Source organism: Methanobacterium subterraneum, from assembly GCF_002813695.1.
In the GTDB taxonomy this organism is placed as follows: Archaea; Methanobacteriota; Methanobacteria; order Methanobacteriales; family Methanobacteriaceae; genus Methanobacterium; species Methanobacterium subterraneum.
On the sequence record NZ_CP017768.1, the window covers coordinates 1,617,501 to 1,629,667 of the forward strand.

Annotated in this window: 11 protein-coding genes and 3 tRNA genes (1 of these 14 only partly in view); 6 read left to right on the forward strand and 8 right to left on the reverse strand. The window is 44.4% G+C overall.

What is annotated here, in order from left to right; genetic code table 11:
- The 3 genes from BK009_RS07820 to BK009_RS07830 all read right to left on the reverse strand — a co-directional run.
- Positions 1–260: the start of an AI-2E family transporter gene (locus tag BK009_RS07820; protein WP_100909343.1), read on the reverse strand. The gene continues 811 nt to the left of window position 1, outside the view; 260 of the gene's 1,071 nt are visible here — the first part of the coding sequence; its start codon is at positions 258–260; its stop codon lies beyond the left edge, outside the window.
- A 193-nt stretch (positions 261–453) separates the two neighbouring features.
- A complete protein-coding gene (locus BK009_RS07825) occupies positions 454–1,275 on the reverse strand; it encodes a dihydroorotate dehydrogenase electron transfer subunit (protein WP_100907038.1) in 822 nt (273 codons plus the stop codon).
- 18 nt (positions 1,276–1,293) lie between these two features.
- The gene (locus BK009_RS07830; RefSeq protein ID WP_100909344.1) at positions 1,294–2,196 is read right to left on the reverse strand and encodes a dihydroorotate dehydrogenase; all 903 of its coding nucleotides are present in this window, start codon (positions 2,194–2,196) and stop codon (positions 1,294–1,296) included.
- Between the two features lie 54 nt (positions 2,197–2,250).
- Between BK009_RS07830 and BK009_RS07835 the strand changes: the two genes are divergently transcribed.
- From BK009_RS07835 to BK009_RS07860, 6 genes are all read left to right on the forward strand, one after another.
- Positions 2,251–3,459, forward strand: coding sequence for an NOP5/NOP56 family protein (locus tag BK009_RS07835; protein WP_100909345.1), 1,209 nt, complete (start codon positions 2,251–2,253; stop codon positions 3,457–3,459).
- A 369-nt stretch (positions 3,460–3,828) separates the two neighbouring features.
- Positions 3,829–4,707: a CPBP family intramembrane glutamic endopeptidase gene (locus BK009_RS07840; protein WP_100907041.1), complete on the forward strand. Its 879-nt coding sequence runs from the start codon at positions 3,829–3,831 to the stop codon at positions 4,705–4,707.
- 126 nt (positions 4,708–4,833) lie between these two features.
- The gene (locus BK009_RS07845; protein WP_100905530.1) at positions 4,834–5,511 is read left to right on the forward strand and encodes a fibrillarin-like rRNA/tRNA 2'-O-methyltransferase; all 678 of its coding nucleotides are present in this window, start codon (positions 4,834–4,836) and stop codon (positions 5,509–5,511) included.
- Between the two features lie 642 nt (positions 5,512–6,153).
- Positions 6,154–6,227 (forward strand) — tRNA-Lys (locus BK009_RS07850).
- Between the two features lie 118 nt (positions 6,228–6,345).
- Positions 6,346–6,428, forward strand: a tRNA-Leu gene (locus BK009_RS07855).
- 217 nt (positions 6,429–6,645) lie between these two features.
- A tRNA-Leu gene (locus tag BK009_RS07860) sits at positions 6,646–6,728 on the forward strand.
- 196 nt (positions 6,729–6,924) lie between these two features.
- Here the strand turns inward: BK009_RS07860 and BK009_RS07865 are convergent.
- From BK009_RS07865 to BK009_RS07885, 5 genes are all read right to left on the reverse strand, one after another.
- The gene (locus tag BK009_RS07865; protein ID WP_100907042.1) at positions 6,925–7,671 is read right to left on the reverse strand and encodes an ABC transporter permease; all 747 of its coding nucleotides are present in this window, start codon (positions 7,669–7,671) and stop codon (positions 6,925–6,927) included.
- A gap of 2 nt (positions 7,672–7,673) precedes the next feature.
- Positions 7,674–8,600, reverse strand: a complete 927-nt coding sequence (locus tag BK009_RS07870; protein ID WP_100909346.1) for an ABC transporter ATP-binding protein — start codon at positions 8,598–8,600, stop codon at positions 7,674–7,676.
- 35 nt (positions 8,601–8,635) lie between these two features.
- Positions 8,636–9,271 (reverse strand): class I SAM-dependent methyltransferase, encoded by a 636-nt coding sequence (locus tag BK009_RS07875; RefSeq protein ID WP_100909347.1) that lies wholly within the window; start codon positions 9,269–9,271, stop codon positions 8,636–8,638.
- 166 nt (positions 9,272–9,437) lie between these two features.
- Positions 9,438–10,082 carry a flavodoxin family protein gene (locus tag BK009_RS07880; RefSeq protein WP_100907045.1) on the reverse strand — a complete coding sequence of 215 codons (645 nt, stop codon included), beginning with the start codon at positions 10,080–10,082 and terminating at the stop codon, positions 9,438–9,440.
- Positions 10,083–10,210: 128 nt separating this feature from the next.
- Positions 10,211–12,109: a DNA-directed DNA polymerase gene (locus tag BK009_RS07885; RefSeq protein ID WP_100907046.1), complete on the reverse strand. Its 1,899-nt coding sequence runs from the start codon at positions 12,107–12,109 to the stop codon at positions 10,211–10,213.
- Between the last annotated feature and the right edge of the window lie 58 nt (positions 12,110–12,167).

Consider the following 12,167-nt stretch of genomic DNA (forward strand, 5'->3'; position numbering starts at 1 on the left):
GACTGTATGAGTGCATCTATACAGTAGATAACAATGATGATCAGGGGCAGTATCACCACCACCATGGCCACCATTATGGCCAGGGACTGGTAACGGAGGAATGGTTCCAGCCTCCGGGCTATGGGGCGTACTGCATAGGCGAAAACCCCAGCCAGTATTATCATACTCAGCATAGGGGTTAATACTAAAAGTGACAGGACCAGGAGAACCGCAACCACAAACAAGGCTGAAGTGAGGGTTCCCTTTATTTTATAAATCATCGAAGTTCCTCATCCATAAAAAGTTTAACACGTATTCATATTGAAACATGACTAAATAACCCCTACAACCTTAATAAAAACTCCCTTAACCACCCCAAGGCTACTGCAAACTCCCTACCTCACCTAAGATTTTTTTTTATTTTAAAGGATTTCCCATGGATGGGCAATTATATTCTTATTTATTAATCCTTGGTTAATAATGATGTTTAACCCCAGATGCATCCCGGTGGTATTCTCCAAATTCGGATATGAGTTTTAGCTGGTCTCCCCAGAATACCGGTCCTTCTACACAGATCCTCCAGCCCACATCATCCACACAGCACTGTCCACAGATTCCCAGGGCACATTTCATGTACCGTTCCAGGGAAAACTGGGATGGTATCTGGTGTTCTTCGGTGATTAGGGATAGTTTTTTCATCATTATCTCCGGGCCGCAGGCCACCACCATGTCATATTTATTTTCTTTTAGTAGTTTCTCCGCCAGTTCGGTGGCGAATCCGCAGAAACCATGGCTTCCATCATCAGTGGTTGGGAATACATTGGCACCTGCCTTTTCCAGGCGTTCTGGGAAGAGTATTTCCCTCTGGGTGGTGGCAGCGGTTATGACATCCACCGGTACCCCCCGGCGGGATGATTCTTCAGTGAAGGCAGCTACTGGTGCCATCCCAATACCTCCACCCACTGCCAGGACCCGGGAGCCGGCAATCTCAAACCCACTACCATATGGCCCTCTTAAGCCAAGCTGATCATTTTCCTGGAGTTTGTGGAGTGACTGGGTGAAGGGGCCCACCATTTTCACTGAAATACCAATCTCTTCATTGACTGGGTCGATGCTGGAAATGGACATTGGTTTTTCATCCTGGAAGTTCCAGACCATCATGAATTGCCCCGGGGATAAAAGATTACCCCTGGTGAATTCCCAGGGGAAGTAGAAAGTTTTCACTGTGGGTGTTTCCTCAACTATCCGCTTAATTGGGATTACCTGGGGGACATGAGGAGTATTCGTTTTTAACATGTGTTTTACACCTTCCTATTACTGGTGGGCCAGTCCCACCATCTCCTCCACAGTTTGGTAGTTCTTTTCATTCATGAATTTCTCCAGTCCTGTGGCTATCTCCTGGAAGACTTCAAGTCCATGGTACATGACTGCGGTTCCGATCTGAACGCATCTGGCTCCAGAGTATAGGAATTCCACCAGGTCCTGATGGTTGGTTACACCACCCACACCTATTATGGGTATTTTAACGTTCTGGTATGTCTGGTACACGCAGCGCAGGGCTATGGGCTTTATGGCTGGTCCGGACATTCCCCCGAAACGGTTGGAGAGTATGGGGTGGGCAGTTTCCAGGTCGATCCTCATTCCCGGACCCAGGGAGTTTATGAGGGTCAGTGCATCTGCACCGGCACTTTCAGCGGCCTGGGCAATCTCCACAATGTCCGTTACATTGGGGGTTAACTTGGCAATCACCGGGATATCAACTTTCTTTTTAACTGCCTTCACGAACTGGTGGGTTAACTCTGGATCCTGGCCTATTGATGCTCCGCATCCTTCCATGGCATGGGGGCAGGATACATTGAGTTCCAGGGCATCCACCAGGTTTTCCACCTGACTTGCTACAGAGGCAAATTCTTCTGGTGTGGAACCATAGACTGATGCTATCTGGGGAACATTGCCTTCCAGTTTTTTCAGTTCTGCTTGGATTGATTCCACTCCAGGGTTGGATAGGCCAATGGCATTGATTATACCACCCTCCACCTCCACGGTGGTGGGGTTGGGATAACCTTTGTTAGGCTCTGTTCCAAAGGATTTGGTTACCACTGCCCCGGCTCCGCTTCTAGCTGCCCAGTTAAGGGATGCTGCCGTGCTTCCCAGAACCCCCGCTGCCAGTGCGGTGGGGTTTCTCATTTTCATCTGGCATATTTCAGTTTCCAGCATGATTACACCTTAAGTTTAGAAGGTTTAAATTCTTTCAAGTACAGATTAAAGTCTATGAAGTGTTATGTAGTTGGTTGTTTTGCAGGCTTCTTAGTCTTGGATAAAGATTTTAACCTAATGGATTATGAACTTTTCCCACACCCGGAACTCCTGGAAAAATGGTTCCAAATGGAGGAGAAGGAATTAACCCCTGAGGAGAAGATTCTCCTGGAAAAAGTGGGTAAAAAGTGTGATGAGATCATTATTGAAACTTCACGGAGCAGTTATCACTATCAGGACCTTAAATATCATTCTAAATTCACCTATCAAATCCCCAGTAAAGGTGGAGATTACCTAAGGAGTAACCTGGGAGAGGTTCTCCATGAAGCTGATTTTCTGGATTCAGCAGATGATTTGTGGAGTGTGAAACGGGATTTAGCCTTCCAGGTTACGGAACGAAGGTTGAAGGAAGCCTCCCATTCAGGTGATCTTCTACTCATACAGGCCATCCATGCCATTGAAGAACTGGAGGAGGCTGAAGTTAAACTGGTGGAAAGGATCCGGGAATGGTATCCAGTGCACTTCCCAGAAATGGATGATGTGCGGGATCATGGCCGTTACGTAGAGCTGGTGGCCCAATACGGGGACCGTGACACCATTATAGAGTCCGGTGCCCTGGGTGAAACTTCCAACGAAACCATGGAGCTGAGCCTGGGTGCTGATTTATCCCCCTCTGATTTGGAGGTGATCCAGGGTTTTGCCAGGACCATACAGTCCCTTCAACAATCCAAGAAGTCCACCACCGATTATGTTGATGTGAAGATGGAAGAGATGGCCCCTAACCTGCGTGATCTGGTGGGTGCATCTCTGGGGGCTAAACTAATAGCACACACCGGTGGTATTAAACGTCTGGCCCTTTTACCGTCCAGCACTGTTCAGATTTTGGGTGCGGAGAAGGCCTTGTTCCGTCACTTGAAAACTGGTGAACGCCCACCTAAACATGGTTTGATCTACCAGCATCCCGATGTCCGGGGTTCCCGGTGGTGGATTCGGGGTAAGGTGTCCCGGGCACTGGCGGGTAAGATCTCTCTGGCAGTGCGTAAGGATTACTTTTCCGGAGAATACGACCCAGAAGTGAAGGAGGGTTTCCAGAAGCGCCTGGAAGAGATAACCAAAGAACATCCCTTCCCTAAACGGACGGAGAAATCCAAGAAGAAAACGGACAAAAAACGGAAGAAGAAAAAGGATAAGTTCCGTTTTAAGAAGGGTGATTACCAGTATTGATGGAGGGTGGTTATCCTTATTATACAGAAAATGACAAAAAATGTGAATCATTGGTAATACATCAAAACTATGGTGTGAATGAGTTGATCTGCTGATGTGTAAGTTGGTTTATTGGTGGTTCCATTTATTAAATCTTAAAAAGGTGTGATAAATAGTAGAGGTCGTGGTTATACTATCCATAATATCCAGTATCTTTTCAATTATACTGGCAGTTTACACCATCCAGTTTTCCCGGCGGGTGGGGATCCACTGAGAATTTAGCCCAATATCATAATAAAAATTTTTAGATAAAACACCTACTTTACATAAAACGCTACCGGAATAATCTAATCATATATATTTATATTACTTGATTGTAAATAGGGGAACATGGTCAATGAATCCACCTTCCAGGGAGTGAAAATAAGATATCTGGTTTTATGGATCATTCTATTTTTTATAGTAATGACCGGACTCATACTGGCATCCCACAGCCTACTGAAAGGTGCTGAATGGTCAGTTGCCTACGGTTTGTTGTTCTATGCTCTCATATCCTACTGGATGCTCAGAAACTTCCGGAAAATTAACCTGGACTACTCCAGATTCATTGGCCACATACCCATAAATTACAACTGGCTCTTCCTCCTGACCATTGTCTTTGCAGTGATCCTTTTCTCCCTGGGCATGAATGAACTAACCCACTTCATAATATCAACCATTGACCCGGGGATTTTAGGGGAAATACCACGCACCAGCCTGTTTTACACACCACAGGACACTCCACTAGCCCCATTCATGAACTTACTGGATTTTTTAACAGGAGTGATTGCCGCCCCCATTGTGGAGGAGTTACTCTTCAGAGGAGTGATGCTGCACCGGTTCACCTTCAAGTTGGGTTTGAAAAAGGCAATACTGACCTCTTCAATCATCTTTGGATTGCTGCACGCGGATTTCATCGGGGCCTTTGTCTTCGGCATGGTGATGTGCATCCTCTACATTAAAACCGGAACCCTCATCATCCCCATCATCGGCCACATGCTCAACAACCTGTTAGCATATGGTATGCAGATGCTGAGCAATATAAATCAGCAGAACAGTGCCCTGGTCTCATCAACACCCCACCCCAACATTGGTGTGGCAGCCTTCCTCCTGATTGTGGCCGGGATGATTATTTTATATTTCCTCTACCGGAACTGGCCCAGGGCTTACTGGAACCCACCCTACTTCCAGCAGGATTATCAGGGAGTTCAGGAGAATTATTACTACTAAAATATGGGTATTGCTAAAATAGTGGAATTATCCACTGGAGTACTGGAAAATTTAATATGTTGTCAACTCACAAGGTAAACCTAAGAGCAGACTTATTTTTATAAACTAATTATAGGAACATGTAAAATGGAGTTTAAACTGGAATCTGGAGATGAAATCCGTGGCGTGTATAAACTGGACGGTCACCTGGCCACCTGCAACCTCAACCCTGGAGTGAAGGTTTACGGGGAGAAACTGGTGGATTATGAAGATGTTGAGTTTCGCCTGTGGGATCCTCGTCGTTCAAAACTGGGAGCTGCCCTCTTGAAGGGATTGGAAACTTTCCCAGTTAAAGAAGATTCCCATGTTTTGTATTTAGGTGCTTCTGCCGGTACCACCCCATCCCATATCTCAGATATCCTCACCGATGGTGTGATCTACTGTGTGGAGTTCGCCCCACGTATGATGAGAGAGTTATTAACGGTTTGCAGGGGACGAAAAAACATGACCCCCCTGTTGGATGATGCCAGTAAACCTGCCAATTACCGGGGATTGCTGGAGAAGGTGGACCTGGTTTATTCTGATGTGGCTCAGCCCAACCAGACTGATATATTCATGGATAACATGCGGATGTTCATGGATGATGAGGGTCAGGGTATGATCATGATCAAGGCCCGGAGCATTGATGTAACCCGTAAACCAAGGAAAATATTCCGTGAGGAAGCATCCCGGTTAAAAGAACATGGATTCAGGGTGATGGATAAAGTGGACCTGGACCCATACGAAAAGGACCACCGCTGCCTGGTTTGTGAGTTCGCTTTTTAGAGGTTTTCTATCAATATACTCTATTAGCATCAGCACCCCCAACAACTCCTGCCAAAAAAACCGGGTGAATGATTTGAAATCTTCCAGTTTATGATGTAGGAGAATCACAAAAGACAGGTTGTGAGTTCCGGTTACCGGATGTTAAGATTAAAAGCCCTATGCCCAGTATATGAGGATTATTTCCAGTTTAGATCTACCAAGAAATATAGAAATTCAAACAGAACGAACCACTCAACATGAGTTTAATCACTTCACATACAATATTATGATATAATATAAATAGGAGAATAGATCATAATATGTTTAGGGAGAGAAATTTTAGGAGTTAGCGGATAAGTTGTGGGATACTTACCAAAAAATATTAACCCCCTAAATTTTCCCCTCCTTTGCCAATCCTACCATAGTCTATTTTTATTGAAATGGCTTTTACCTTAATAAAAAATGGTTGATATGTATCCATTTTTTGATTAGATAGGGAAATATTAGTTTTCACAGAAGGTTACTGTGTCAATGCCATAGAATCTCAACCAAAATATTTAAATACCTTGAAATACTAGCTTAACAAATCCATTACTTCCCTGTTGGAATGTGGGATTTGGAAACCCATAATTATGATTTAATTCCAGGGTAAATTGTTCTAAAGGGCCCGTAGCTCAGTCTGGGAGAGCGCCTGGCTTTTAACCAGGTGGCCGCGGGTTCAACTCCCGTCGGGCCCGTTTAGATTTTCTATTATTTTAAAATCATTTGAATCTTTAAGATTCATACTAAATCCAGTTTTCATCATTCACCCTTAAAAGTTAAATTAATATGCAATCTTCAACCTATTAAGATCAGGCAGGGGTACCCGAGTGGACAAAGGGGGTGGACTCAAGATCCTCTGGCGTAGGCCTTCAAGGGTTCGAATCCCTTCCCCTGCACTCATTTTAGGATTATTTTGAATCTTTAATATGCATTAAATCTATGTTAATAAATGCATTAAATCTATGCCCCCCATTTTTAGTAAAAAAGCTTTTAAAAATCGGAATAATGAACTTATCACATTTAAGGAGTTTCCCTTTAAAACTAAGTGTGTGAAGATCATCTACCCCAAAAAGGGTTAAATTGATATAACATGACCAACCATCTGGTTATATTGCAGGGGTACCCAAGCGGTCAACGGGGATAGGTTCAGGGCCTATTGGTGTAGGCCTTCAAGGGTTCGAATCCCTTCCCCTGCACTCATATCTTATTTTAATAACCCCATGTTATCTGGATTTATATCGTAGATTATCCTGATATTTTGATCTTATTGATTATGGATCTTCTTAATCCTCTAAAAAGGAGGATGATGGGAAAAAAAGAAGGATGATGGGATATATTACCCCCTCAACTCTATATCCACTTACTTATGATATATCCTCTTACTTCTGACCCTTATATCCTCTTACTCATGGTTCTTTTATGTAACCCCACAGCCAGGGCAAAGAAGAGGACTGTGAACACCAGGAGGATTATAAAATCCCATAAAACCGGGAAATAACTGGTTCCCTGAAGGGTGTAACGAACCAGATCCGTGAAGTAAGTCAGGGGCGAGAACAGGGCGATGATCTGTCCCCAGGGAGGCATGGTCTCCAGGGGTATGAATATTCCACTGATGAACACCAGTGGAAATCTCACCAGGGATGAGATCATCATAATGTTAGAGGGGATGTTGGATGGTGGGGCAGAGAGTATCAGACCGAATGAGGAGAAACACGCTGCTGCCAGTACCAGGCCCAGTATGAGGGTTAAGGGATGGATTATACCAACACCCATGAGTAATCCCAACCCAATGGGTAGCAGGGGTATTATGATTCCGAATATGAAGGATGCCATCATATCCCCCAAAATGATGGTGGTTATGGATATGGGAGTGGATATCAGCCTTTCCAGAGTCTGCACCTGGGCTTCCCATGGTGCAATTATAGGGGAAACTGCAGTGGCTGTGAAAAACACGGTCATCCCGATTAAACCAGATATCAGGAATTCTGGTGACAGATTTCGGCTGCCAATAAAAAATGCCAGGAAGAGGAATAACGGCATCATGAAGCCGAATATAATTACCGGTCCCTTTAGGTAATAGATACGTATGTCCTTTTTCATAATCCCCAGGGATCGTTTGAACTGGTCCAGGTTGAACATGTTTATTCATCCTCCCCGGTGAGCTGGATGAAAACCTCTTCCAAAGAGGGGGCCATGGTGTTCAAACTCATTATCTTAATGTTTCTGGATTCAGTAAAGCTGGTTAAGGAGGTAATGAGGTCACTGACGTTATCGGTGGATATTATGAGATTATCCCCCTCCTTTCTCAGGTCATTGATGTGGGGGATTCCGGTGAGGTTTTCCAGGTTCACGGTATCGTCAAAGCTTATCTTCACTGAGTGGAGATTTTTAATCTGATTTTTAAGTTTTTCAGGACGATCTATAGCTGCGATTTTACCATGGTTGATGATGGCCACCCGGTCTGAGAGTTGGCTGGCCTCGTCCATGTTATGAGTGGTTAGGAAGATGGTTTTCCCGTTCTGAGGGAATTCCTGGAGTATTTTCCGGATGAGTCTGGTGCTCTGCACATCCAGACCAGAGGTGGGTTCATCCAGAAAGAGGAGTTCGGGGTCGTTAACCAGGGCCATGGCCAGGATCAGTCTCTGTTTCATTCCCTTGGAGAATCCCTTCACCGGGTCATCCTTCCGCTGGTAGAGTCCCATTTTCTCCAGGAGGTTTTTGGATCTTTCCTCGGCAATTTTGCGGGGGATTCCGTAGAGTTCGGACATGAGGATCATGTTCTGCCAGGCTGATAGGTCCACGTAGGCATTGGAAGTTTCTGGGACCACACCAATGTTCTGTTTGGCCTTTAAGGATTCCTTCTGGATGTCATAGCCCATGATCACAGATTTACCCTGGTCTGGTTTGATTATCCCGGTGAGCATCCGGACGGTGGTGGTTTTACCCGCACCATTAGGGCCCAGGAATCCGAATATCTCACCCTTTTTCACTTCAAAACTCACACCATCCACTGCAGTGAGGTCATCGTAGATTTTGGTGAGGTTTTGAGCTTTGATTACACTGTCCATTCATTATCACCTATGTACTAATTCTGATAAATTGATTATACTAATTTTACTCCTTTAACCACTATAAATGAACCTTCACCGTGCCCTTCCTTCACTGGCTCCCTATCCTTTACCTCCCCCATTGGTTTTGATATGGTCTGCCTAAACTGGAAATCATTGAAATGTGCCTTTTTCAGGTGAAGTATGACTTCTTTTACCGTGTAGAATCTGGCTTCCCGGTAAAATGTGCTTTCCCCTTTATGTTCCTGGTAGAAATGACCTAATGGACTTTCAGCATCTATGAATCCTATTATAATGGAACCATCTAGTTTTAAAACACGGTTTGCTTCCAGGAGTGCTTTTTCAAGGTCGTCCAGGAAGCAGATGGTAGTGACCATTAAAATAAAATCGAATTCCCGGTCCGGAAATGGTAAAGATTCCGCCACTCCCTGAATGAATTTAATACCCCTTTTCCGGGCTAATTTCCCCATTGCAGAGGAGGGGTCAAGGCCCAATTTGATTTTAAGTGTACCTGCAAAACGTCCACTGCCCACACCAACCTCCAATCCATTCCCCCCCTTAGGTAGTAGTTCTTTAACTGCTTCCAGTTCTGACTGGTAAATTAGAGGGTTCTTATCATACCATTCATCGTATTTCCCGGCATGAGTCTGGAAGGGTTTAATCTTAGGCATGATCTTTCACTCAACTAAATTTTAATATGTTGGTTATGGTTCATAATGATTCATAAAAAAAGGGCCATTATCAGGTTTTATAGTTTCCGAGGTAATTGAATCCCATTGAACATTGGGGATGCAGATAAATGTCCAACCAGGGTACTAAAAATGCTAGATATTTCATCTATTTGCTGGTAAATCTAACCCCCATCTGGAAGGCCTTTTCACAGTCCTGGGGGAAGACTTCCCTGCGCTTTTTTAGTTTTTCTTCTGGGTTGAAGCGTGATGAAACATATTTAGTGTAATCATCAAACTGGTAGGTGTCGGTGACATAGAGTGATTCTGATTCACCGATTATGCGTTCTGTGAGTTTTTTTATGGTGTTAAAATACTGATGATAGCCTATTTCTTCCATGAGTTCCTCAACCACACCCATGGTGTAAATAAAACCTACTGGTATTCTCCGGGGAAATAAAGTTGATCCTTCAGGGTCATAGACCAGGTAGGGGAAGATAAGTCGTTCTAGGAAGGATCTCATCTCTCCGGTGGCAGTTCCCAGATAAATGGGAGATCCGAGGATGATGGCATCGGTTTCTTCGATCTTTTTCAAAACTGGGGTTAAATCGTCTCTGGCAGCACAGGTACCATAGCTTTTCCCATCTTTTAGTTTACAGGCAAAACAGCTTTTACAACCCTTATAGTTCAGGTCGTAGAGGTGTATGAGTTCGGTTTCTACCCCTCTTGATTGGGCTCCCTCCAGGGCTTTTCCAATCAGGGCTGCGGTGTTACAATTCTTCCGGGGACTTCCATTAATTCCAATGATTTTCATATTTTTACTCTCCATTTTTTTAAAAAGTTGAAAATCTTAGTGAATGCTATTAGTATAGTTCTATGGAAAAAGAAGCCGAATAAATTTTCTATTTAAGTCTTCATCGAATGATCCAAGGTAGGCAATTTCTAATTTGTCTCTTCATCTATTGGTCCAAGGTAGGTTGCAAAGAATCCATCAGTATCGGCATATACTGGTTTGAATCCCTGTTTTTCAGCATCATCCATGGTCTTCTTCAAGAAGTCTCTTCCCCAGGCAGTGATGGATTCTGAACATTGCAGACTATACCAGCGGAAGGTGCTGTGGTTGTATAATCCGTAAAATGTGTTGGCCAGTCTTTTCAATGCTTCCTGCTGAGCATTCAGAACCTGACGTTGCCTGTGGTCCGTGGACTGTTTCATGAGGGATTTTATTCTTATTCTATCCTGGAGAATTTGACCAATAGCCGATGGTATGAATCCCACTGGTTCTTTGTGAAATTTATAACCATCTTCTGGTGAAACATGGCAATTTTTTCCTTTGGGCTCTTTTTCATAAGTGAAGCTGTCCGGGGAAATGTTCTTGGATATTATGATGCTGGGGTAGAGGCTTCTGAAATCGAAGTAGATGATATTCTCATGCAAACCCTTAACCGGCTCCTTAACATATCCTCCCACCACATGGATATCTTCCCGTTGGGTTACCTCTGATGGGCTGGGTTTATTAGGCACCAGATTTTGGTACTGGAATGATTTTCTGATTAAATACCATTCAACCAGCCTTCCAGAAGCCATGCGGGAGACGTCGAATAATGGTTGGCCCACGATACGGGTTAACTCTGTGCTGAGGGGTATCATTCTCTCCCCGATCCTGGTAACTGCCACTGCATCGTGGAGGGAGTAATGGAAGAGAGTTTCCAGTCTACGGCCTCCTTCATCCCAGTAGATGTGGATTTCATCCCCGGGGATGTCCAATTTCTTCTCCCCACATAGTTCCAGGTAAACATGTTCCAGGGTGTGACGCGCCAGATGCATATAACGGCGGACATTGAAGTAAAGGTCAATGTGGATCCGGCCTTTGATCATTGCAGAGTTGGTGAAACCTGTTCTGGTGAACTTGGGTGGGGATCCATCTATTCCCAGCTTGAGAGGCACCCCCAGTTTAGCGGCCCGGTCCCGGATGTAGGGGAGGTCGAAGGAGTCTGAATTGTAGCCCAGGATGATGTCCGGGTTTTCTGATTCCACAGTTTCCACGAATTTCTCCAGTAATTCCTTCTCATCATCCACTAATTCCACAAAGTCTAAGGGGCTGCCATTGGGGTCTGAGGAATCTGGGGGATTTTTGGTGGATAAGACTTTCCTGAAGCCCTGGTTACTGGAGAAACTGATTAAGATAATGGGGTCCAGGTCTGATTGGGGCATGCCCCGGGGGTTGTAAACCTCAATATCAAAACTTAAAAACTTGAATTCTGGTAGGCTGGAATCCATGGGTTTTGGAGGGTTTTCCATCTGGAAGATGCATGGCTTTGGTGTTCTGTTATTTTCAGATCCTTCGGTTGCCCCTTGTGATTCATGTCCGTTTAATCCCTGTGATCTCCGTGAAGATTGGGCAGAATTTAAGACCTTACCCTGCACTTCCACCACGTTAAGGGGAAATAATCCTTTATCTATGAGGTATCTGCGGTAAAATGGAATATCATGTTCTCTGATTTCCTTTACAGAAGGTAAGTTCAATATCTTCTCCCTGAGTTTGGGAATATCCCGGGGATGCTTGAAGGTTACCTTCAGGACCTCTTTATGTTCCCCCATATCATTCCTGGGGACCATTTCCACCGAGATAAGTTTTAATTCACTTAACTCATGTGTGCAGTCAGTGATACAGTGAGGATCAGAAGGAATGACGTAGATGTAGGGTTTGAAGCTTTTATCCAGTACTATGATGTGTCCTTCTTCATTTTCTCCCATGAGCTTTCCGAATAACCTTATAACCGGTTCCTGATTCCGGGTGACGTAATCAATGTCCAGGAGAACGAATTTTTTAGTCTGCATATGGGCTTCACCAGTACACCTTGGTAGATGTTACTATGCGGAGTGAAGGTCAAGGCAG

Coding starts and splice junctions, on each gene's coding strand:
- BK009_RS07825 (WP_100907038.1), bottom strand. CDS start 1,275: ATGTTAAAAACGAATACTCCTCATGTCCCCCAGGTAATCCCAATTAAG.
- BK009_RS07830 (WP_100909344.1), bottom strand. CDS start 2,196: ATGCTGGAAACTGAAATATGCCAGATGAAAATGAGAAACCCCACCGCA.
- BK009_RS07835 (WP_100909345.1), top strand. CDS start 2,251: ATGAAGTGTTATGTAGTTGGTTGTTTTGCAGGCTTCTTAGTCTTGGAT.
- BK009_RS07840 (WP_100907041.1), top strand. CDS start 3,829: ATGGTCAATGAATCCACCTTCCAGGGAGTGAAAATAAGATATCTGGTT.
- BK009_RS07845 (WP_100905530.1), top strand. CDS start 4,834: ATGGAGTTTAAACTGGAATCTGGAGATGAAATCCGTGGCGTGTATAAA.
- BK009_RS07865 (WP_100907042.1), bottom strand. CDS start 7,671: ATGTTCAACCTGGACCAGTTCAAACGATCCCTGGGGATTATGAAAAAG.
- BK009_RS07870 (WP_100909346.1), bottom strand. CDS start 8,600: ATGGACAGTGTAATCAAAGCTCAAAACCTCACCAAAATCTACGATGAC.
- BK009_RS07875 (WP_100909347.1), bottom strand. CDS start 9,271: ATGCCTAAGATTAAACCCTTCCAGACTCATGCCGGGAAATACGATGAA.
- BK009_RS07880 (WP_100907045.1), bottom strand. CDS start 10,082: ATGAAAATCATTGGAATTAATGGAAGTCCCCGGAAGAATTGTAACACC.
- BK009_RS07885 (WP_100907046.1), bottom strand. CDS start 12,109: ATGCAGACTAAAAAATTCGTTCTCCTGGACATTGATTACGTCACCCGG.